The 20,452-nt window shown below is 66.3% G+C and carries 21 protein-coding genes; 13 read left to right on the top strand and 8 right to left on the bottom strand.

The features are described from left to right. Positions 1–23 precede the first annotated feature (23 nt). A complete protein-coding gene (locus VGV41_RS22855; protein WP_326866560.1) occupies positions 24–3,539 on the top strand; it encodes a PAS domain-containing hybrid sensor histidine kinase/response regulator in 3,516 nt (1,171 codons plus the stop codon). A gap of 33 nt (positions 3,540–3,572) precedes the next feature. On the opposite strand, the gene VGV41_RS22850 is transcribed toward VGV41_RS22855, so the two are convergent. The 3 genes from VGV41_RS22850 to VGV41_RS22840 form a co-directional block, all read right to left on the bottom strand. Continuing rightward, positions 3,573–4,223, bottom strand: coding sequence for a response regulator transcription factor (locus tag VGV41_RS22850; RefSeq protein ID WP_326866585.1), 651 nt, complete (start codon positions 4,221–4,223; stop codon positions 3,573–3,575). A gap of 131 nt (positions 4,224–4,354) precedes the next feature. After that, the gene (locus VGV41_RS22845; protein ID WP_326866559.1) at positions 4,355–4,816 is read right to left on the bottom strand and encodes a secondary thiamine-phosphate synthase enzyme YjbQ; all 462 of its coding nucleotides are present in this window, start codon (positions 4,814–4,816) and stop codon (positions 4,355–4,357) included. 5 nt (positions 4,817–4,821) lie between these two features. After that, a complete protein-coding gene (locus VGV41_RS22840) occupies positions 4,822–5,442 on the bottom strand; it encodes a hypothetical protein (RefSeq protein WP_326866558.1) in 621 nt (206 codons plus the stop codon). A 286-nt stretch (positions 5,443–5,728) separates the two neighbouring features. Between VGV41_RS22840 and VGV41_RS22835 the strand changes: the two genes are divergently transcribed. From VGV41_RS22835 to VGV41_RS22800, 8 genes are all read left to right on the top strand, one after another. Continuing rightward, complete coding sequence (locus VGV41_RS22835) at positions 5,729–6,085, top strand: AtpZ/AtpI family protein (protein WP_326866557.1); 357 nt, start codon at positions 5,729–5,731, stop codon at positions 6,083–6,085. A 9-nt stretch (positions 6,086–6,094) separates the two neighbouring features. Next, the gene (locus tag VGV41_RS22830) at positions 6,095–6,844 is read left to right on the top strand and encodes a F0F1 ATP synthase subunit A (RefSeq protein ID WP_326866556.1); all 750 of its coding nucleotides are present in this window, start codon (positions 6,095–6,097) and stop codon (positions 6,842–6,844) included. Positions 6,845–6,884: 40 nt separating this feature from the next. After that, positions 6,885–7,112 (top strand): F0F1 ATP synthase subunit C, encoded by a 228-nt coding sequence (locus VGV41_RS22825; RefSeq protein WP_056913469.1) that lies wholly within the window; start codon positions 6,885–6,887, stop codon positions 7,110–7,112. Positions 7,113–7,140: 28 nt separating this feature from the next. Further along, complete coding sequence (locus VGV41_RS22820; protein ID WP_326866554.1) at positions 7,141–7,683, top strand: F0F1 ATP synthase subunit B'; 543 nt, start codon at positions 7,141–7,143, stop codon at positions 7,681–7,683. Between the two features lie 12 nt (positions 7,684–7,695). Continuing rightward, positions 7,696–8,181 carry an ATP F0F1 synthase subunit B gene (locus tag VGV41_RS22815; RefSeq protein WP_326866553.1) on the top strand — a complete coding sequence of 162 codons (486 nt, stop codon included), beginning with the start codon at positions 7,696–7,698 and terminating at the stop codon, positions 8,179–8,181. Positions 8,182–8,409: 228 nt separating this feature from the next. Continuing rightward, positions 8,410–9,066 (top strand): HAD-IA family hydrolase, encoded by a 657-nt coding sequence (locus VGV41_RS22810; RefSeq protein WP_326866552.1) that lies wholly within the window; start codon positions 8,410–8,412, stop codon positions 9,064–9,066. Positions 9,067–9,121: 55 nt separating this feature from the next. Further along, positions 9,122–9,667, top strand: a complete 546-nt coding sequence (locus tag VGV41_RS22805) for a DUF6580 family putative transport protein (RefSeq protein ID WP_326866551.1) — start codon at positions 9,122–9,124, stop codon at positions 9,665–9,667. Positions 9,668–9,730: 63 nt separating this feature from the next. After that, on the top strand, positions 9,731–10,522 hold the full coding sequence (locus VGV41_RS22800; protein WP_326866550.1) for a cobalamin-binding protein: 792 nt from the start codon (positions 9,731–9,733) through the stop codon (positions 10,520–10,522). Here VGV41_RS22800 and VGV41_RS22795 read toward each other — a convergent pair. Both VGV41_RS22795 and VGV41_RS22790 read right to left on the bottom strand, forming a co-directional pair. Further along, positions 10,511–12,289, bottom strand: coding sequence for a potassium/proton antiporter (locus VGV41_RS22795; RefSeq protein ID WP_326866548.1), 1,779 nt, complete (start codon positions 12,287–12,289; stop codon positions 10,511–10,513). The genes VGV41_RS22800 and VGV41_RS22795 overlap by 12 nt on opposite strands. Before the next feature lie 246 nt (positions 12,290–12,535). Further along, on the bottom strand, positions 12,536–13,471 hold the full coding sequence (locus tag VGV41_RS22790) for a 3-keto-5-aminohexanoate cleavage protein (protein WP_326866547.1): 936 nt from the start codon (positions 13,469–13,471) through the stop codon (positions 12,536–12,538). A gap of 125 nt (positions 13,472–13,596) precedes the next feature. Here VGV41_RS22790 and VGV41_RS22785 point away from each other — a divergent pair, with 125 nt between their 5' ends. Continuing rightward, positions 13,597–14,487, top strand: a complete 891-nt coding sequence (locus VGV41_RS22785) for a DMT family transporter (RefSeq protein WP_326866546.1) — start codon at positions 13,597–13,599, stop codon at positions 14,485–14,487. Positions 14,488–14,490: 3 nt separating this feature from the next. On the opposite strand, the gene VGV41_RS22780 is transcribed toward VGV41_RS22785, so the two are convergent. Continuing rightward, complete coding sequence (locus tag VGV41_RS22780) at positions 14,491–15,738, bottom strand: acyl-CoA dehydrogenase family protein (RefSeq protein WP_326866543.1); 1,248 nt, start codon at positions 15,736–15,738, stop codon at positions 14,491–14,493. 163 nt (positions 15,739–15,901) lie between these two features. Here VGV41_RS22780 and VGV41_RS22775 point away from each other — a divergent pair, with 163 nt between their 5' ends. After that, positions 15,902–16,387, top strand: coding sequence for a GFA family protein (locus VGV41_RS22775; RefSeq protein ID WP_326866542.1), 486 nt, complete (start codon positions 15,902–15,904; stop codon positions 16,385–16,387). Here the strand turns inward: VGV41_RS22775 and VGV41_RS22770 are convergent. Together VGV41_RS22770 and VGV41_RS22765 are read right to left on the bottom strand one after the other, a co-directional pair. After that, on the bottom strand, positions 16,384–17,565 hold the full coding sequence (locus tag VGV41_RS22770) for a pyridoxal phosphate-dependent aminotransferase (protein ID WP_326866541.1): 1,182 nt from the start codon (positions 17,563–17,565) through the stop codon (positions 16,384–16,386). The two genes, VGV41_RS22775 and VGV41_RS22770, sit on opposite strands and share 4 nt — an antisense overlap. A gap of 83 nt (positions 17,566–17,648) precedes the next feature. Beyond that, positions 17,649–18,704, bottom strand: a complete 1,056-nt coding sequence (locus tag VGV41_RS22765) for an alpha-hydroxy acid oxidase (protein ID WP_326866540.1) — start codon at positions 18,702–18,704, stop codon at positions 17,649–17,651. A gap of 161 nt (positions 18,705–18,865) precedes the next feature. On the opposite strand from VGV41_RS22765, the gene VGV41_RS22760 reads away from it, so the two are divergent. Further along, a complete protein-coding gene (locus tag VGV41_RS22760) occupies positions 18,866–19,711 on the top strand; it encodes an isocitrate lyase/phosphoenolpyruvate mutase family protein (protein ID WP_326866539.1) in 846 nt (281 codons plus the stop codon). After that, the gene (locus VGV41_RS22755; RefSeq protein ID WP_326866538.1) at positions 19,708–20,415 is read left to right on the top strand and encodes a GNAT family protein; all 708 of its coding nucleotides are present in this window, start codon (positions 19,708–19,710) and stop codon (positions 20,413–20,415) included. Before VGV41_RS22760 ends, VGV41_RS22755 begins: the two co-directional genes overlap by 4 nt. The last annotated feature ends 37 nt before the right edge of the window (positions 20,416–20,452 follow it).

Here is a 20,452-nt window from a genome sequence, read left to right as displayed (position 1 = left end):
ATCGCGCGAGTGGCGGAGCAAGCATGCTGCAAGGCTGGGTCGTCATCGCGGTGGCGCTTGCCTACATCGGGCTCCTGTTCCTCGTCGCGAGCTACGGAGACCGCACGCGCAAGCTCGGCCGCAAGGGCCGCGCCCGCCTGATCTATCCGCTGTCGCTGGCGATCTACTGCACGTCGTGGACCTTCTTCGGTTCGGTCGGATCGGCCTCCCGCACCGGCTACGAATTTCTCACGATCTATATCGGCCCGGTGCTGATGCTCGGGCTGTTCTCGCCGCTCATTGTCCGCATCGTGCGGCTCGCCAAGGCGCAGAACATCACCTCGATCGCCGACTTCATCGCCGCCCGCTACGGCAAGGCGCAGCCGGTGGCGGCGCTGGTGGCGCTCATCGCCATCATGGGCAGCATTCCCTACATCGCGCTGCAGCTCAAAGCGGTGTCGGCCTCGCTCGAGACGATTCTCGCGCATGTCGACCCGGGCTCGCACATCACCAATCCCGTGCTTGGCGACATCTCGCTGTTCGTCGCGCTGTCGATGGCCACCTTCGCCGTGCTGTTCGGCACCCGTCATATCGACGCGACCGAGCACCAGGACGGCCTCATGCTCGCCATTGCCTCCGAGTCGATCATCAAGCTGTTCGCGTTCCTTGCCGTCGGCATCTACGTCACGTTCTGGATGTTCGGTGGGCCCGGCGCGCTGCTCGAAGCCGCGCGGACGCAGGATTGGTCGACCAAGCTGTTCACGCGCGAGCCGCCGCTCGACACGTTCATCGCCACGACGATGCTGTCGTTCTTCGCCATCATCCTGCTGCCGCGCCAGTTCCACGTGGCGGTGGTCGAGAACAACAGTGAAAGCGAGATCAAGCGCGCGGCGTGGCTCTTCCCGCTCTACCTCGTGCTGATCAACGTCTTTGTCATTCCGATCGCCTTCGCCGGACTGCTGACCTTCGCGCCCGGCGAGATCGACAGCGACATGTTCGTGCTCGGGCTGCCTCTGCTCAACGGCTCGAGCGTGATGACGATCGCCGCCTTCGTCGGCGGCCTGTCCGCGGCGACGGCGATGGTGATCGTTGAATCCGTCGCCCTGTCGATCATGGTGTCAAACGACATCGTCATGCCGCTGGTGCTGCAGCGGCGCGGGGCTCTGCTCAAGCGCAGCGACAATCCCGGCTCGATGCTGCTTCGCGTGCGGCGGCTGTCGATCTTCGGCATCCTGCTGCTCGCCTATATGTATTACCGCTCGGCCGGCGACGCGCAGCTTGCCTCCATCGGCCTTTTGTCCTTCGCGGCGGTGGCGCAACTTGCGCCCGCGTTCTTCGGCGGCCTGATCTGGCGGCGCGCCACCGGCGCCGGCGCTATCGCCGGCATGAGCGCCGGCATCCTCGTCTGGGCCTATACCTTGCTGCTGCCGACCTTCGCCGACATCGGCGTGATCGGCCAGCACATCATGACGGCCGGGCCGTTCGGTCTCGGCCTGTTCCGACCGCAACATGTATTCGGCATGCAGCTGTCGCCGTTGGTGCACGGCGTCGTCTTGAGTCTCGGCCTCAACATCCTGCTTTATGTCGGCGTGTCGTTGCGCCGCGCGCCGAGCCCGATCGAGCGCCTGCAGGCGAACACCTTCGCCCCGGCGGAGCGGACGCCGATGACGCCCGGCTTCCGGCTCTGGCTGTCCACGGTGACCGTCGGCGAGTTGACCGAGACCGTTGCTCGCTATCTCGGCGAGGAGCGCACGCGCAGCGCCTTCGACAGCTTCGCCGTCACGCATCGCATCAGCCTCGAGCCAAGCGACGAGGCGGACATGCGGCTCGTGCGTTACGCGGAGCACATCCTCGCCTCCGCCATCGGCGCCGCCTCTTCGCGGCTCGTGATGTCGCTTTTGCTGCGCAAGCGGACGGTGTCGACCAAGGCGGCGCTGCGGCTGCTCGACGACGCCAACGCGGCGATCCAGTACAACCGCGAAATCCTGCAGACCGCGCTCGATCACGTGCGTCAGGGCATCGCCGTGTTCAACAAGGACCTGCAGCTGATCTGCTGGAACCGGCAGTTCGGCGAGATCGTCGACCTGCCGCCCTCGCTGGTGCGGCCCGGCATCGGCCTTGCCGACATCCTGCAGTTCAGCGCGCAACGCGACGCGATGCCGCCGGAGCGCATCGACGAGTTCGTACGTGAGCAGATCGCACGCTATGTCAGCGAGCAGGAGCCTTTCCTCAGGCGCTTTGCCGCGCGCGGCACGGTGATCGAGGTGCGCGCCAACCACATGCCGGACGGCGGCCTCGTCACCACCTTCACCGACATCACCGCCAGCGTCGAGGCGGCCGAGGCGCTCGAGCGCTCCAACGAGACGCTGGAAGGACGCGTGCAGGAGCGCACCGAGGAACTCACCCGCCTCAACGCCGCGCTCGCGCGTGCCAAGGCCGAGGCGGATGCCGCCAACATCTCGAAGACGCGCTTCCTCGCCGCCGCCAGCCACGACATCCTGCAGCCACTCAACGCCGCGCGCCTTTACGTCACCAGCCTGATCGAGCGCGGCGCCGGCGACGACCGCCGCCTGGCCGACAACATCGACGCCTCGCTCGAGGCGGTGGAGGAAATCTTCGGCGCGCTGCTCGATATGTCCCGTTTGGACACCGGCGCGCTGCGGCCGGAATTCGCGTCGTTCCGCATCGACGAATTGCTGCGGCAGATCGAACTGGAATTCGCGCCGATGGCCGCCGGCAAGGGCCTGACGCTGACCTACGTGCCGTGCTCGCTGGTGGTGCGCTCGGACCGCCGCCTGCTGCGGCGGCTGTTACAGAATCTCGTCTCCAACGCCATCAAATACACGCCGTCGGGCCGCGTCCTTGTCGGCTGCCGCCGGCAAGGCAGCCAATTGCGCGTCGATATTCACGACACCGGCATCGGCATCCCGCAAAACAAGCTGCGCGACGTGTTCATGGAATTCCATCGCCTCGACAATGGCGCCCGCATCGCCCGCGGCCTCGGCCTTGGTCTGTCGATCGTCGAGCGCGTGGCGCGCGTCATCGGCAGCAACATCGGCGTAAAGTCCGGCGTCGGCCAGGGCTCGCAGTTCTCGGTGACGGTTGCACTGTCGGACGGCGCTCCGGTGGAACTGCCGGCGCGCGACGACCGCCGCATTGATCCGGGCCAGCTCGCCGGCATCGCCGCACTGTGCATCGACAACGAGCCGTCGGTGCTCGACGGCATGGAGACGCTGCTGCGCGGCTGGGGCTGCGACGTCATCAAGGCGCCCAATCTTTCCGAGGCGCTCGCCGCCGTCGATGCACGTCCGCTGCCGCCGAACGGGCTGCTGGTCGACTATCATCTCGACCACGGCACCGGGATCGAGGCGATCGTCGCGTTGCGCGCGCGCTGCGGCGACCTTCCGGCGATCCTGATCACCGCCGACCGCACCCCGGCCGTGCGCGAAGAAGCACGCGCGATGGACATCCAGATTCTGCACAAGCCGCTGAAGCCGGCGGCCTTGCGCGCGCTACTGGCGCAATGGCGCGTGCTGCGGGCGGTTGCGGCAGCCGAATAACCGATAACTTCCGTCACCCTGACGACGCTGCGGCTACCCTTCGGCGGCGGCGCCCTGCGGCCACTGCCCGGCTTCGATCTTGGCGGCGGCGATGACCGCCTGGGTGCGGCTCTCGACGCCGAGCTTCTGCAGGATGGCCGAGACGTGCGCCTTCACCGTCGCCTCGGACACGCCGAGCTGGTAGGCGATCTGCTTGTTCAGCAGTCCCTCCGACAGCATCATCAGCACGCGCACCTGCTGTGGCGTCAAACTCGCCATGCGGGCCATCAATTCCGCGGCCTCGGCATCGGAACCGGCGGCGAGATCGACGTCGGGCGGCGTCCAGACGTCGCCGCTGAGAATGCGCGAGATGGCGTTGCGCATGCCGTCGACGCCGAGCGTTTTCGGGATGAAGCCGGAAGCGCCGAAATCCATGCAGCGGCGGATGGCGGCTGGATCGTCGTTGGCCGAGACCACGGTAACCGGCACACCGGGATACTGCGCGCGCAGATACATCAGGCCGGAGAAACCGCGGGCGCCGGGCATCGACAGATCGAGCAGGACGAGGTCGAACTCGCCGCCTTTCTCCAGGAGTGCGACGACTTCGTCGAAGCTGCCGGCCTCGGTGCAGTCGACGCCCTCGGGCAGTCCCGTCACCGCCTCGCGCAAGGCGCCCCGGAACAGGGGATGATCGTCGGCGATCATCAACCGGTACTGCGCGTTCTCACTCACCGACAGACCCTTTTGCGCATACGGGCGCTCCACCCTCGTCGGGCGTTATACTATCGTTCGAGACGGTATGTCTCGCCTACCGTATTGCCGCAGGCCGAGAGTCTTCAGCCACGGCTGCCGACGAATTGCAGCGAAATCTCCCGCACGTGCGGCCGCCGGCGGTGTTCCACCAGATACAGGCCCTGCCAGGTTCCAAGCGCCATGCGGCCGTCGGCTACCGGGACGTGCAGCGAGACGCCGGTGAGCATTGCCTTGACGTGCGCCGGCATGTCGTCCGGGCCCTCGACGTCATGCACCCAGCCGGCGTTTTCCGGCGCCAGCCGGGCGAGCGCGGCCACCAGATCGCGGCGAACATCGGGATCGGCGTTCTCCTGGATCGTCAGCGAGGCCGACGTGTGTCGGAGGAAGGCCAGCAGGACGCCGTCTCCGGCGCCGAGGCGGTCGAGAAAGTCGGCCGCCTCGCGCGTGAATTCGATGAGGCCGGCGCCGGGCGTGTCGATATGCAGCTGAGCCGCCGCGATGACCTGCGGCGCGCTCGTCCTGATCTGCGACAGTGAGGCCGGCAAACCACTCAGCTCTTTCGCAGCACGTCGTTCTTGAAGCCGACGATGGCCTCGACCAGCCGCTGCCATACATCCTGCAGCACGGCCTTCGCGCGATCCATGTCGGCGTGCCGGGGCCCATCGCGCATGATGTCGCCCTGCGCCGGCGGGGCGGGCGTGGCCGGCGACGGGATCGGCACCGGCGGGCGCGGCGGCGGTGGCGGCTGCCGCAGTTCCTCGACCTGCCGCTTCAAGGCAGCGACTGCGTCTTTGAGGCCCCGCACCTCGCGTTCGAGCGCCGAACGGTTCTCCGGCACGGCCTGACAGCCCCAGCCATCCTTGCGCGAATTGCAGTAGGCGACCTGTCCGGTCTCGAGATCGAAGCGCAGGAAACCGTCGTCGACACGTACGAAGCTGAAGTGATTGCGTGCGCCGTCCTGCGGCCGCGTCGGCACCGTCTTGTCCTGCGTGCTGACGGCCGGCGGGGCCGCAGGCAGTGTCTGATCGGTTTTGGGAGCCGCAGGCGGGGCCGGCGTCGCGTCGATGATCCTGACCGGCGCGGCAGCGGCGGGCGGCGGTGGCGTGTCCTCGGCGTGGGCGGCAAGCGCGCCGCCGAGCAGGACCACGAGTGCGGGCACCAGCATGCGCATGGCTTTCATCCTCACCTTTCGGTCCGCGATCAGCCTCAACGCGCCAACTTTATCACCCGTGCCGCGGCCCTGAACATGCATTCCGCGGCGCAATCCCCGGAGCTTTGCCGCAACGCACGCGGGCGCTCTCTCCGGCTCTGAAAAAAGTTGCATTTTTCCTGCATTTCCATGTACTTAGTGCCCAGTGGCGCTTTCTTGACTCATTGTGACCGCATCAGTATGGTCCGCGCGGCTTTGAGGGGCGGCGGTAGCACACGGGGTCTTCGAATCCGCGCGAGTCGAAAGCATGGCTGACGGCACGCGACGCGAAGACGAACGGACAGAACCGCCGGACAACGAGGCCGCCCTCTCTGCGAGGCTCAAGCGTCTCGGCGAACGGCTCGATCAAGCGAGCCGGCCCTCCGAAACAGGCTTTGGTGCTCGGCAGACCAACGACACCTCGGCATTCGCCCGCGGTTTCCGTCTGTCGACCGAGTTGGTCGGCGGTGTGCTCGTCGGAGCGGGGCTAGGCTGGCTGCTCGATCGCTGGCTCGGAACGACGCCGTGGGGACTGATCGTGTTCCTGCTGCTCGGTTTCGCGGCCGGCGTCCTGAATGTGATGCGGGCTGCGGGTGTTGCGCCTGACAGGAATTTGAAAGACTAAGACTGCGCCATGGATCCCATCCACCAGTTTACGATCGTCAACCTGTTCCCGATCGGCAAGATCGGCAACGCCGAGATCTTCTTCACCAATTCCGCCCTCTTCATGGTCGCGGCAGTGATCCTGCTGACCGGCTTCCTGGTCGTCGGCACCGCCGGCGCCAAGCCGGTGCCGGGCCGCCTGCAGTCGGCCGCCGAGCTCACTTATGAGTTCGTCGCCACCATGCTGCGCTCGACCGGCGGCAACGAAGGGATGCGCTTCTTCCCGTTCGTGTTCACGATCTTCATGTTCGTGCTCCTGCTGAACCTGTTCGGCCTCATCCCGTACGGTTTCTCGGTCACCAGCCACGTCATCATTACGTCGGTACTGGCCCTGACGGTGTTCTTCACCGTGCTGATCTACGGCCTCGTCCGTCACGGCCTGCACTTCTTCAATCTGTTCGTGCCGAAGGGCGTGCCGATCTACATTCTGCCGATGATCGTTGCGATCGAGATACTCTCCTTCATCTCGCGCCCGATCTCGCACAGCGTCCGTCTCTTCGCCAACATGCTCGCCGGCCACATCGCGCTGCAGGTGTTCGCGGGCTTCATCATCCTGCTCGGCACCGCGCTCGGCACAATCGGCTGGATCGGCGGCGTGCTGCCGTTCGCCATGATCGTCGCGCTGTTTGCCCTGGAGGCGCTGGTCGCCTTCCTGCAGGCCTACGTGTTCGCGATCCTCACTTGCATCTATCTCAACGATGCGATTCACCCGGGCCACTGACGGCCCGACCCAATACGGCTAACGCAAAAGGAGCTTGGTTATGGATCCAGTGGCAGCGAAGTACATCGGCGCGGGCATCGCGGCGATCGGCATGGGCGGCGCGGGCGTCGGCGTCGGCATCATTTTCGGCAACTACCTCGCCGCGGCCATCCGCAATCCGTCGGCCGCCCAGGGCCAGTTCGGCAACCTGATCTTCGGGTTCGCCATCACCGAAGCGCTCGGCATCTTCTCGCTGCTGATCGCGCTCCTGCTGCTGTTCGCGCTCTAAGGCGACCGGCGAGGCGCGGGAGCCAACGATGGCAGAACAAGCTCACGGCACGAGCACCGAGGCCCCGGGTGGGCAGCACGGCATATTCCCGCCGTTCAACGCGCACACCTTCCCCTCTCAGCTCGTCTGGCTGGTGCTCTGCTTCGTCCTGCTTTACGCGCTGATGGCGAAGTGGGCGTTGCCGCAGGTGGCCCGGGTGATCGAGGGCCGCCAGAAGGGCATCGCTGGCGATCTCGCCGAAGCCGACCGGCTCAAGCGCCAGTCGGAAGAGGCGATCGCGGCCTACGAAAAGGCGCTGGCGGATGCCCGCGCCAACGCGCAGGCCATCGCCAACGAGACCCGCGAGAAGCAGGCGGCCGTAGCGGACGCCACGCGCAAGCGGCTCGAGGACGACCTCAACCGCAAGCTTGCCGAGTCCGAGAAGACCATTGCCGCCACCAAGCAGGCGGCGATGGCGAACGTCCGCGGCATCGCCCAGGACACCGCATCGGCGATTGTCGAGCGGCTGATCGGCATCAAGCCTGGCGATCAGGCCGTGTCCGACGCCGTCGCCGACGTGCTGAAGTCGTAAGGAGCCCGGACGATGTTCCACGAGGCTGAATTCTGGGTCGCCATCGGCTTCCTCGTCTTTCTCGGACTTATGGGGTGGGTCGGCGTCCATCGCACGATCGGCAAGTCGCTTGACGACCGCGCCGCCCGCATCAAGGCGGAGCTCGACGAGGCGCGCCGGCTGCGCAATGAAGCGGCGGCGCTGCTCGCCGAATACCAGCGCAAGCGTCAGGACGCGGAAGGGGAAGCGCAGGAGATCGTGTCCAGCGCCAAGGCGGAAGCGGAGCGTCTCGCTGTCGAGGCCAAGGCCCGCATCGAGGAGTTTGTCTCCCGCCGCACAAAGATGGCGGAAACCAAGATCGCCCAGGCCGAAGCGCAGGCTGCCGCCGATGTGCGCGCCGCCGCCGCGGAAGCGGCCGTCGCCGCCGCCGAGAAGATTTTGCGGCAGGAGACCAAGGGCGAAGTGGCCGGCCGGCTCCTCGCCCGCGGCATCGAGGACGTCAGCAAGAAGCTGAACTGAGCGCTGTTTCCAGTTGGATATGTTGAAATGGCCGGGCCCCTCCCGGCCATTGTCTTTTGGCGCGAGGGCAACGCGTCCGGTTATCCCCGGAGTTATGAACGGCTCATCGGAGCGGGCTGCGCCAGCGGTCTTTGCGTACCATCGGTTGCCGCGCTATTCCTATTTGTCAGTGATTCGACACAGCGTTCGGTGGCAGGCCGACCTCCTGCCCTGGCCGGGGCATCCTCTGTGGTCATCTTCGACTGCAACGGAGTGCTTGTTGACAGCGAACCGCTCGTTGCCGAGGTCGTCTCGCGCGAGTTCATGCGCGCGGGCTTCGCGCTGACGCCCGAGATCGTCGCGCGCTACTTCACCGGCCGTCGCCCCGCCGACATGTTCGCGGACGTGGAAATCGCGGCAGGCCGGCGCCTACCGCCGAATTTCGCGACTGTCCTCACCAACGAGATCCTCAAGCGCTTTCGCGCGGATCTGCGGGTCACCGCCCATGCCGCGCATGCGCTGGCATGGCTGCGTGGACCGAAATGCGTCGCCTCTTCGTCCGGCATCGACCGCATCCGACTGAGCTTGGAGACGACCGGCCTGCTGCGCTTCTTCGAGCCCTTCCTGTTCTCGGCCAGCGAGGTGAGGCACGGCAAGCCGGCCCCCGACCTCTTCCTCCACGCCGCCGCCCGCATGCGGGTCGACGCCCGGAACTGCATCGTGGTCGAGGATTCCCCGGTCGGCGTGGCGGCCGGCGTCGCCGCCGGCATGCGCGTAATTGGTTTCGCCGGCGGCAGCCATGCCGGCCCGGCGATGCTGGAACAGCTGCGGGCGGCAGGCGCCAATGTTGTCATCACCGACATGCGGGCCCTGAAGGGCACAATTATCGATCTGCGCGGCTGGTGAAACGCTTTCCCGAACGTGCTAGTCTCAGCCCGTTCGACGAGACGAGGACCTGACGATGCAGCCCGCGAAAAACCGCACCGAGCTCTGGATGGATCTGGCGCTGGTGGCCTTCCTGATCGGCTTCGACGTGACCGCGCGGCTTCTGCCGCACGTTCCCGGCGTCTGGCCGGTGGCTGCGAGCGCGCTCTTTGCCGGCCGGACCTTGCGCTGGCCGTGGCTTGCCTTCGTGGTGCCGTTCGGCGCCGTGGCCGCCAGCAATCTCGTGCTGCCCGGCGATCATTGGCAGGTGCTGGTGGCGGTCGCCGCTGCGCTCTGCGTGCCGGCGTTGCTCGGCATGCTCGCCCGCCGCTGGTCCGGCATCGCGCCGACCGCGGCAGCGATGATCGCGAGTTCGTTGGTCTTCTTCGGTCTCACCAATTTCGCCGTTTGGGCGTTCGATGGCCTCTATCCGATGACCTGGCAGGGGCTCGCGGACTGCTACATCGCCGCACTGCCGTTCCTCGACCGTACCGTGCTCGGCGATCTCGCCTGGGCCGCGGCGCTCTTCGGCGGCGCCTGGCTGGCATTGCACGGGCCGGAGCTGGCCAAGCGTCCGCTCTGACCGCCGCGCACCGAATCTGCTGAAATGGCCGGGCACGTTCCCGGCCATTTTGTTTTGAGGCACATGTTTCCGCCCGAACGCATCGTCTGTTTGACCGAAGAGACCGTCGAGACGCTTTACCTGCTCGGCGAGGAGCGGCGCATTGCCGGCGTTTCCGGCTATGCGGTGCGCCCCGCCCGCGTGCGCAAGGAGAAGCCGCGCGTCGCGGCCTTCATCTCGGCCGACGTGCCGAAGATCCTGGCGCTGAAGCCCGACCTCGCGCTGACCTTCTCGGACCTGCAGGCCGACATCGCCGCGGAATTGATCCGCGCCAACGTCGCCGTGCACGCATTCAACCAGCGCGACGTCGCCGGCATCCTGGCGATGATCCGCACGCTCGGCGCGCTTATCGGCGCGAGCGCCAATGCGGATGCGCTGGCGGCCTCCCTCGCAGCGCGACTCGACGGCATCCGCGCCCAGGCCGCCACACTCAAGCGCAAGCCGCGCGTCTATTTCGAGGAATGGGACGAACCGATGATCTCCGGCATCGGCTGGGTCTCGGAATTGATCGCGGTCGCAGGCGGCATCGACGTGTTTGCCGAACTGAGCGCACAGAAAAGCGCCAAGAACCGCATCGTCTCAGCCGAGCAGGTGATCGCGGCAAGTCCCGACATCATCGTCGGCTCGTGGTGCGGCAAGAAATTCGTGCCGAGGCGCGTCGCCGAGCGGCCCGGCTTCGGCACTGTGCCTGCGGTCGCGACCGGATGGCTGCGCGAGGTGAAGTCGACAATCATCCTGCAGCCGGGCCCGGCGGCGCTGACCGACGGTATCGATGCACTCGCCGCGATGTTCCAGGAATGGGCTTCAGCCCAGTAGTCTCTGCAGCTTGTCGCGCCAGAGCGTGAGCCGCTCGCGCCATGTGGCCGGCGGCTCCGGCTCGGCGAGCCTCAGGCCGACCGTGACCACGCGGCCACCTTCGACCTGGTGGGCGAGCAATGCGATCGGCCCCAGCGCGACAACATCGCCGACACGAGGCGCGCGGCCGAGCTGTTCGGCAAAGTAGAACGCGAGCGGCAGGTCGGCATGCGCGGCCGCCACCTGCAGGCCGTAGATGTCGGCGAGCGCGCCGAGCGTCGCCGTGCCGGGTACGAAGAAATCGCTGAGCAAGCGTGGATCGGGTTTCGCCGGCGGCGGCATGTCGACGAAGAAGCGGTCGAGCGCCTGCGCCTTCTCGGGCGGCGCCAGCAGATAGACGTAATCGCCGTTCTGCAGCGGCTGCGCCTCCGGCGGCGTCAGGATCTGCTCGTTGCGTACCACCATTGTCAGGCGCGCCCAGTTCGGGATCAATCCGCGTCGCATGAAGGGGCTGTTCGGCGCCAGCGGATAGCCGACGATCTCGCGCGCCAGTTGCCCGGGCAGGTCGAGCTCGACGCGCCGCGGCAGCGGATCGGCGCGGGCAAACGACATGTCAAGCTTCTTGGCTGCGAAGGCGACCGACCAGCCCTGCACCAGCAGCGAGAACAGCACAACGACGAAAGCGACGTCGAAGAACAAATAGGCGGCGGGCAGGCCGACCAGCAGCGGGATGGAGGCGAGAAAAATGCCGACCGCGCCGCGCAGGCCGACCCACGAGATGAACAGCTTCTCGCGCCACTGGAAATTGAACGGCGCCAGGCACAGGAACACGGCCGCAGGGCGAGCCACGACGGTCAGCACGAGGACGACGACGATGGCGCCCCAGATGCTGTCGGCGAGCCGATGCGGCCAGGCCAAGAGGCCGAGCAGCACGAACATGACGATCTGCGCCAGCCAGGTGATGGCGTCGAGGAACACGACGACCGAATTATGCGCGCGGGTCTGCTGGTTGCCGACGACGAGGCCGGCAAGATAGACGGCCAGGAAGCCGGACGTGTGCACGGCGTTGCAGAAGGCAAACACGGCAACCGCGCCGACGGCGACGAAGGGCGCGTGCAGGCCCTGTGCCAGGTTCACGCGGTTGAGCACGGCTGCGATCAGCTTGCCGCCGGTGTATCCAAACAGGATGCCGAGCAACGTATCGCGCGCGAGCGTGATGAGCGCGTGCGACCAGCTCTGGTGGTTGGCGAGCAGCATCTCGACGATGAGCAGCGCGAGGAACACCGCGAAGGGATCGTTGGTGCCGGACTCGACCTCGAGCACCGCGCGCACGCGCGGCCGCAGGCGCAGGCCGCGAGCGTTGATCAGGAAGAACACCGCCGCGGCGTCGGTCGAGGCAACCACGGCGCCGACCAGCATGGCCTGCAGCCAGCCGATACCGAGCACGAACTTGGCGAAGGGCGCGGTGATCAGGGTCGTGATCAGCACGCCGACTGTGGCGAGCATCACCGAGGGCGCCAGCACATTGCGGAAGGTGGCAATGCGGGTGCGCAAGCCGCCGTCGAACAGGATCAAAGCGAGCGCGATGGAGCCGACGACATAGGTGACCTGCACGTCGTCGAATTTCAGGCCGCCGGGGCCGCCTTCCCCGGCCAGCATGCCGACGAGCAGGAACACCAGCAGCAAGGGCGCGCCGAAGCGCAGCGCGATCAGGCTCGACAGGATGCCGGCGAGCACCAGCAGGCTGCCGAGCAGGATGGCGATGCTGATTGCGTCGAGGGCGGCCATGGGCGGCGAATCTCCTCCCCGTATAGGAGGATTTCATGGCCGGAAGGGCAATGGCTAACGTCTGCACTCGACGACGCCGTCACCGGGCATAGCCCGTCGAAGACGGGCGTGAACGCCCTTGTGTCCCGGCGACCCCGACCAGGCGGGCACTATGCCTCCCTAAGCGAGATGGCCGGGACAAGCCCGGCCATGACCCCTCCAGTAGAGGGCCCGCGGGCTTTTGCCCGCGTCCCGGAATGACAACGCTCAGAAATTCACCTTGTCGCCGCCCTTGAGCGCGAGGATCTCGCGCGCCTCGTCGGGCGAGGCCACTTCGAGGCCGAGGCCCTCGACGATCTTGCGCACCTTGGTGACCTGCTGCGCATTCGATTCGGCCAACTGGCCGGAGCCGACCCACAGCGAATCCTCCATGCCGACACGCACGTTGCCGCCCATGGCCAGCACCTGCGCGGCGATGCGCATCTGCGACGCGCCCGCACCAAGCGCCGACCACTCATAATTATCGCCGAGCAAACGATCCGCCGTGCGCTTCATCATCATCACGTCTTCCGGGTGCGTGCCGATGCCGCCGAGGATACCGAACACGCCCTGCACGAAGATCGGCGGCTTGATCAGCCCGCGGTCGAGGAAATGCCGTAGCGTGTAGAGATGGCCGACGTCGTAGCACTCCACCTCGAAGCGCGTGCCGTTCTCGGCGCAGGTCGCGAGGATGTACTCGATGTCGGCGAAGGTGTTCTTGAACATGCCCGCGCGCGACTTCTCCAGATACGGCTCCTCCCAGTCGTATTTGAACTTGCCCTTGTAGCGCGGGATCATCGGGTAAAGGCCAAAGTTCATCGTGCCCATGTTGAGCGAGGCGACTTCCGGCTTGAACGTTGCGGCCGGGCGCACGCGCTCTTCGGCGGTCATCGTCGGCGCTCCGCCAGTGGTGATGTTCACCACCACGTTCGAGCGCTGTTTGATCACCTTGAGGAACGGCGCGAAGGCCTCGGGCGACTGATCCGGGCGGCCGTCCTGCGGATTGCGCGCATGCAGATGCACGACTGAAGCGCCGGCCTCAGCCGCACCGATGGCCGCATCGGCGATCTCCTGCGGCGTGACAGGCAGGTGTGGCGACATCGACGGCGTGTGGATCGAGCCGGTGACGGCACAGGTGATGATGACTTTGCGCGACTTAGCCATGGAGCGTTCAATCCCGGTAAAGCGTGAGTTTTGATTTCACGATTGGACTTGCGGACCGATCCTAGAGTATCAGCCGGGCCCAAGTCACCACCAAGTCACCCTCGCCTGTGCCCCGGAAATTTGCCGTGGATGAAAAGACGCAGACCGCCCGGCCCATCCTGATCGGCACGCTGTGCGGCATCGGCGCGGCGCTCGGCTGGGCCGCCGGCTTCGTCGCCGCCAAGCACGGCGTGGCGGTGGGCTTCACGCCAGCCGACCTGGCGTTGCACCGCTTCTTCTGGACCGGCCTGCTGCTGACGCCGCTGGCGCTGCGCCACGGCGTCATCAAGCTCGGCGGCATCGGCTGGGGCCGCGGCCTGATCATGACCGTTCTCTCCGGCCCGGTGCAGGCAATGCTCGCCTATACCGGCTTCATGCTGGTGCCGCTCGGCCACGGCACGACCATCCAGCCCGCCTGCGCCGCGCTGTTCGGCCTGGTCCTCGCGAGCCTCGTGCTGCGTGAACGCGCCACGCCGCAGCGGATCCTCGGCGGCATCATCATCATCGGCGGCCTGGTCGTGTTCGGAATCGAGTCGCTGGCCACGATCGGCGGCCATGGCATCGGCGGTGATCTGCTGTTCGCTTGCGCCGGCCTGTTCTGGGCGATCTTCGGCACGCTCTTGCGGTACTGGCGGGTGCCCGGCATGCAGGCTGCCGCCGTCGTCGGCGCACTGTCGGTATTCGTGTTCGCGCCATTGCACGCGATTTTCGTCGGCTACGACCACATTTTGCATCTGAGCCTTGCCGAAAACCTGCTCCAGATCGTGGTACAGGGCCTGCTCGCCGGCGCGCTGCCGATCTACCTGTTCGCGCGCTCGGTGATCCTGCTCGGCGCGGGCCGCGCCGCCACCTTCCCCGCTTTGGTGCCGGGCTTCGGCATGGTCATCGGCTTCCTCGCGCTCGGCGTCGTGCCGAGCCTGGCGCAGGTCGTCGGCCTGGTGATCGTGGTGGTGGGCTTCAGGTTCGTGGTGAAGTAGCCATTATTCCGGCCCCGCGTACTTGCCCGCCGTCTCGGGAAACATCGACTTGACGATCTTGAAGCGCGAGATGTCGACCGTCGCGTCCATGTGCATGAAGATGACGGCGTCGCGCAGCACCTTCTCGATGCCGAAATCGAGCATGATGCCGTTGCCACCGTGCAGTTCGACCGCGTGCTGCGCCACTTTCATGATCTCCTCCGAGGCGAACATCTTGGCCATGTTGACCAGCGTGTCCGCCTCCGGCGCGTCCTCGTCGACCGCCGCCGCGGCGCGATCGAGCAGCGCACGCACCGCCTCGATCTTGGTCGCCATGTCGGCGAGCCGTATCGCCACCGCCTGATGCTTGATCAGGATCTTACCGCCTTGCACGTAGTTCTGCACGTAGTCAGCGGTCGCCTCGAAGGCACGCACGCCGACGCCGAGATTCTTCGCCGCCTGGATAATCTTGCCCGGGCGGAAATAGACGCCGGCCGAGCCCATCGCCGAGTCCTGCACGAGGCAGTGGTCGTCGGGCACGAACATGTCCTCGAACACCATCTCGCCGTTGTTCATGAAGCGACAGCCGAGCGTCTCGTTGCAGCGCGCAACGGAAAAGCCCTTGGTATCGCGCGGCACCAGGAACGACGATGTGCCCTGCAACATGCCGACTTTTGGATTGCTGTTGGCGTAGACGACGTAGAGCGACGCGTCATAGCCGTTGGAGATGAACTGCTTGCGGCCGTTGATCACCCAGCCGCCGTTCACCTTCACGGCTTTCGTCTGCATCGCCGCTTCCGGCACGTTGTACGGCAGCCAGCGATCGGAAGCGCCGCGCGGCTCCGTCAGACAGTGCGCCATCAGGAACTTCGGATTGTTGACCAGTTCGGGGAACCACTTGTCCTGAAGATGCTTCGGCGCCAGCTCGCGCAGCAGCACCGACACCTTCCAGTTCTGCACCATCTTGTCGGCGAGGCCGGAATCGCCGCGCGCGATCTCCTCGGAGATGACGGCGAAAGTCTTCACCTCCGTACCCTTCTCCAGTTCGACGCCGCCGTATTCCTCCGGCACGCCGAGCGTGCGGATGCCGATCTTGTCGGCCGCTTCCAGGATGGAGACCGGAAGGCGCTCTTCCGGCACCATCGACCATTCCTTCTGCCAGTTCTGCTTGATGTAGGGCAGCACGATATCGTCGACGAATTGGCGGCAGCTCTGCCGCATCATCCGCAGTTCTTCCGACAGGCCCCGGTCTCGCGACATCCGCTCGAGCATGAACATTTCCTCGCACTAATTATTGTTGCGCCAAGTGTCGCGCGGATGCGCTGACGTGTCGAGGGCGGTGGCCGCCCGACCTCGGTCGCTGTTTCGATAGGGCGAAAGCTGGCAAGCTCACCGGACGGCGCGTAACTTTATGTTGATATTCGGGAGCTTTGCGATGATCGACCGGAGCACTAACGTCGACGGCCGCTGCACCTGCGGCGCCGTGCGCTATCGTCTCAAGGCCAAGCCGCTGATCGTGCATTGTTGTCATTGCACCTGGTGCCAGCGCGAGTCGGGCTCGGCCTTCGCCGTCAACGCCGTCATCGAGGCCTCACAGGTCGAATTGCAACACGGCCAGCCAGTCAAGTCGACGCTGCCGAGTGCGAGCAGCAAGGGACAAGCGTTCTGGCGTTGCGTCAATTGCGGCGTCACGGTGTGGAGCAATTATCCGCAGGCCGGCCCCCGCATCCACTTCATTCGCGTCGGTACGCTCGAGGAGCCGGCGCGCCTGCCGCCCGACATCCACATCTATACTTCGACGAAGCAGCCTTGGGTGATCATTCCGGACGGCGTTCCCGCGGTGCCGGAGTTCTACAAGCCGGCGGAGGTCTGGTCGCCTGACAGCCTCACCCGCTTCAAGGCGGCGCGGGCGACGACTTAGGCCGCCTTGCGGCTGGCCAGGAAATCGCCCATGCGGCCGAGCGCCTTCAGGATATTCTCCGTCGAATTGGCGTACGATAGCCGCAAATAGCCCTCGCCGAGGATGCCGAAGTCGGGCCCACCGATGGTGACAACGCCGGTGTCGCTGAGCAAGGTGTTGGCGAGTTCCTTCGCCTTCCAGCCGGTGCCCTTGATGTTCGGGAAGGCGTAGAAGGCGCCCTTCGGCACCACACAGGACACGCCCGGCAATTTGTTCAGCCCCTCGACTACGACTTTGCGGCGGCGGTCGAATTCGGCGACCATCTTCGTGACTTCGTCCTGCGGACCGGTGAGTGCCGCAAGTCCCGCGTACTGCGCCGAGGCGTTGACGCAGGAATGCAAATTGACCGCGAGCTTGCGCGCGTAGTCGTAGAGCTTGCCCGGCCACACCGCGTAGCCGAGGCGCCAGCCGGTCATGGCGTAGGTCTTCGACCAGCCATTGAGCAGAATGAGCCGGTCGCGGATCGACGGATACGACAACAGGCAGACGTGCGTCTCGCCGTCATAGACCATGTGGTCGTAGATCTCGTCCGACATGATCGCGACGTCCGGCCACTTCTCGAGGCCGGCGACGAGCTTGTCGACTTCCGACTTCGGCGTGACGCCGCCGGTCGGATTGGCCGGCGAGTTGACGATGATGAGCCGCGTCTTCGGCGTGATCAGCTTGAGCGTTTCCTCGGCCGAGAAGGCGAAGCCATTCTCCTCGCGGATAGGCACCGGAATCGGCGTCGCGCCGGTGAACTCGATCATCGAGCGATAGATCGGGAAGCCCGGGTCGGGATACATAATCTCCGCGCCCGGCTCGCCGAACATGAGGATCGACATGAACATGGTCGGCTTGCCGCCGGGCATGATCATGACACTGTCAGGCGACACCTCGACGCCATAACGCTTGTGCAGGTCGGCGGCGACCGCTTCGCGCAGCTGCGGAATGCCGTTCGCCGCGGTGTAGCCGTGGTGGCCGTCGCGCAGCGCCTTGATGGCGGCCTCGACGATGAAGTCGGGCGTCCGGAAGTCCGGCTGGCCGATGCCGAGGCTGATAATGTCGCGACCCTGCGCGGCGAGCGCATTGGCGCGCGCCAGCACCGCGAAGGCGTTTTCCTCACCGATACGGTCGAAGGCGGCAATGGTCTTCAGCATGGCAGTATTCCTCCGGCGGGCCGGCGAGCCCGCTCTTTTGTCGCGCGGAGTTCACCCGATCGAGCGAGAAAAATCAAACGGGATCAACGGGCCAGCAGATCGGGGGTGGCGTCGGCGATGCGGGCGGTGCCGGTCAGCTGCATGGCGCGGATGAGCTCGATGCGGAAGTGATCGAGCACGTCGCGCACGCCCTCGGCGCCCGACACGGTCAGGCCCCAGATCGCCGGACGGCCGATCAGCACCGCGCGGGCGCCCAGCGCCAGCGCCTTGAGGATGTCGGTGCCGCGGCGGATGCCGCCGTCGACGTAGACCTCCGCCTTGCCCTTGAGCGCGGGCGCGATCTCGGCAACCGCTGCCGCCGTCGTCACCGTGGTATCGAGATGACGGCCGCCGTGGTTGGAGACGATCACGGCCTTGGCGCCGTGCTCGACGCAAGCGACGGCGTCGTCGGCGCGCAGCACGCCCTTCACCAGCACCGGCATCGGCGAGCGCTTCACCAGCCATTCCAACTCGCGCCAGGTCGCCGGGTACATCACCTTGCCGACGAAGTCGGGATGATAGGCCGTGCGCGCCATCGGCTGGCCGGGCATATTGATGTTGCGAATGTCGGGCGACGGCTCGTGCTGCTCGCGTGCCGCCACCGGCGCCCAGCCGGGCACCGGCGCATCGACGGTCAGCACCAGCGCGCTGAAGCCGGCGGCGGCGAGGCGATCGATCAGCGCCTCGACCTCGGCGACCTTCGGCCAGTAGTAGAGCTGGAACCACTGCGGCGCGCTCTTCCGCTCGGCGGCGACCTCCTCGAGGAGGACGTTGGAATTGCTGGCGACGACATAAGGCACGCCCGCGGCCGCGGCGCCGCGCGCGGTGGCGCGCTCGCCTTCCGGATGGAAGAGCTTGTGTCGGCCGGTGGGCGCCACCATGATCGGCGTGGGCATCGTCTGGCCGAGAATGCTCACGCTGGTGTCGATCGCCGTCACGTCGCGCAGCACGCGTGGCCGCAGCCGCAGCCCACGCCAGGCGCCGATGTTCTCGCCAAGGCTGATCTCGTCGTCGGCGCCGCAGGCGCAGAACGCATAGGATGCCGGCGCCATTTTTGCGCGGGCCGCGTGCTCCAGCGCATCGAGATCGACACAGTCCATCGGTTTCCCCTTCGTCTTCTTTTTCGGCGACGGAGTGTGGCCGAACCTTGGGCGACACGCCACTGTCTCATCAGCAGGGCTGATGCAATCATCACGGAATGGCATTGTCCTCTGCCCGCGGCCCATGGCACGGTCCCGCAGCTCCTTGAAGGAGATCGCCCGTGCCCCGCCCGTCCCCTGCCGACAAGCGCAAGACATTCCGCGAATTGCACCAGCGCGGGTGTTTCGTCATTCCCAACCCATGGAATATCGGCAGCGCGCGCTATCTGCAGGGCCTCGGCTTCAAGGCGCTGGCGACGACCTCGTCCGGCTACGCGCATTCGCTCGGCCTGGCCGATGGCGCCATCACGTTCGATATGGCGCTGGCGCATTGCCGCGAACTCGCCGAGGCCGCCGACGTGCCCGTCAACGCCGATTTCGAAAACGGCTACGCCGACGATCCGGAGGAAGTGGCGGAAAACGTAAGGCTTTGTGTCGATACCGGCGTCGCCGGCCTGTCGATCGAGGACTTCAACGGCAACGAGGCCGACCCGCTCTACGACTTCGATCTGGCGGTGAAACGGGTGCGCGCCGCACGCGAGGCTATCGACAAGAGCGGCACCGGCGTCGTGTTCACCGCGCGCACCGAGGGCTTCATCCACGGCCGCCCCGATCTCGACGAGACCATTCGCCGGCTCAAAGCCTTCGTCGACGCCGGGGCCGACTGCCTCTATGCGCCCGGCATCAAGACGCGCGAGCAGATCGAGGCCGTCTGCAAGGCGGTGTCGCCCAAGGCGGTCAATTTCCTCAACAGCGGCGCCTTCGGCTTCACCGTCGCCGAGATCGGTGCAATGGGCGTACGGCGCATCAGTGTTGGTGGAACGATGGCGCGCGTTGCCATGCATGCTTTCATCGCCTCAGCGCGCGCGATTGCCGAGCAGGGCAAATTCGACAGCTTCGCGGGCGTGATTTCGAACGCCGAGCTGAACGCGTTTTTCAGCGACGATGTGAAGAAGCGCTCGTCGTGAGCGAGCACAGGCACCCGCAAACGGGGCAGCCCGTCGGCGCGCCTGTCGATACGAAGCCGGCCGCGCGGCCAGGGCCGGTGACACTGGAAGGCCGCTATGGCCGCGTCGAGCGCCTGTCGTCATTGCACGCTGTTTCGCTGTGGCCGCAGGTCAAGGACGCCGACGCGATCTGGACCTACATCCCCGATTCCGGTCCCTTCGCGGACGAAGCGGCGTTTCGCGACTGGCTCGCCCGGCGTGTCGCGGCCGAGGACCCCTACGCTTACGCGATCGTCGACCGCGACGGCCACGCCGTCGGCACTGCGGCGCTGATGAATATCAACCCGGCGATGCGCGTGATCGAGGTCGGCTCCATCATTTATTCCCCGGCGCTGCAGCGCACGCCACTCGGCACTGAGGCGCAATATCTGCTGGCGCGCTACGCCTTCGAGACGCTCGGTTATCGCCGCTATGAATGGAAGTGCAATGCGCTCAACGCGTCGTCACGACGCGCGGCGCTGCGCTACGGCTTCGTCTTCGAAGGCATCTTCCGGCAGCACATGATCCGTAACGGCCGTAACCGCGACACCGCCTGGTTCTCCATCGTCGATGGCGAATGGCCGGCGCGCAAGGCCGCGTTCGAGCGCTGGCTGAGTCCCGACAACTTCGATGCCGCCGGCCGCCAGATCGAGAGCCTGGACCGCGCCGCCGACGCCGGCGTGTGAAGACCTGCCATCCCGCACCTCGGTAGGCGCGCTGGCG

The organism is Pseudolabrys sp. (assembly GCF_035943735.1).
Lineage (GTDB): Bacteria > Pseudomonadota > Alphaproteobacteria > Rhizobiales > Xanthobacteraceae > Pseudolabrys.
The sequence above is the reverse complement of the archived record's forward strand: the minus strand, read 5'-3'. Positions and strand labels throughout refer to the sequence as shown.

Excerpts from the sequence above, each read along its gene's own strand:
- VGV41_RS22855 (WP_326866560.1), top strand. The coding sequence starts at position 24 with ATGCTGCAAGGCTGGGTCGTCATCGCGGTGGCGCTTGCCTACATCGGG.
- VGV41_RS22850 (WP_326866585.1), bottom strand. The coding sequence starts at position 4,223 with ATGATCGCCGACGATCATCCCCTGTTCCGGGGCGCCTTGCGCGAGGCG.
- VGV41_RS22840 (WP_326866558.1), bottom strand. The coding sequence starts at position 5,442 with ATGCGCATGCTGGTGCCCGCACTCGTGGTCCTGCTCGGCGGCGCGCTT.
- VGV41_RS22835 (WP_326866557.1), top strand. The coding sequence starts at position 5,729 with ATGGCTGACGGCACGCGACGCGAAGACGAACGGACAGAACCGCCGGAC.
- VGV41_RS22830 (WP_326866556.1), top strand. The coding sequence starts at position 6,095 with ATGGATCCCATCCACCAGTTTACGATCGTCAACCTGTTCCCGATCGGC.
- VGV41_RS22825 (WP_056913469.1), top strand. The coding sequence starts at position 6,885 with ATGGATCCAGTGGCAGCGAAGTACATCGGCGCGGGCATCGCGGCGATC.
- VGV41_RS22820 (WP_326866554.1), top strand. The coding sequence starts at position 7,141 with ATGGCAGAACAAGCTCACGGCACGAGCACCGAGGCCCCGGGTGGGCAG.
- VGV41_RS22815 (WP_326866553.1), top strand. The coding sequence starts at position 7,696 with ATGTTCCACGAGGCTGAATTCTGGGTCGCCATCGGCTTCCTCGTCTTT.
- VGV41_RS22805 (WP_326866551.1), top strand. The coding sequence starts at position 9,122 with ATGCAGCCCGCGAAAAACCGCACCGAGCTCTGGATGGATCTGGCGCTG.
- VGV41_RS22800 (WP_326866550.1), top strand. The coding sequence starts at position 9,731 with ATGTTTCCGCCCGAACGCATCGTCTGTTTGACCGAAGAGACCGTCGAG.
- VGV41_RS22795 (WP_326866548.1), bottom strand. The coding sequence starts at position 12,289 with ATGGCCGCCCTCGACGCAATCAGCATCGCCATCCTGCTCGGCAGCCTG.
- VGV41_RS22790 (WP_326866547.1), bottom strand. The coding sequence starts at position 13,471 with ATGGCTAAGTCGCGCAAAGTCATCATCACCTGTGCCGTCACCGGCTCG.
- VGV41_RS22780 (WP_326866543.1), bottom strand. The coding sequence starts at position 15,738 with ATGCTCGAGCGGATGTCGCGAGACCGGGGCCTGTCGGAAGAACTGCGG.
- VGV41_RS22775 (WP_326866542.1), top strand. The coding sequence starts at position 15,902 with ATGATCGACCGGAGCACTAACGTCGACGGCCGCTGCACCTGCGGCGCC.
- VGV41_RS22770 (WP_326866541.1), bottom strand. The coding sequence starts at position 17,565 with ATGCTGAAGACCATTGCCGCCTTCGACCGTATCGGTGAGGAAAACGCC.
- VGV41_RS22765 (WP_326866540.1), bottom strand. The coding sequence starts at position 18,704 with ATGGACTGTGTCGATCTCGATGCGCTGGAGCACGCGGCCCGCGCAAAA.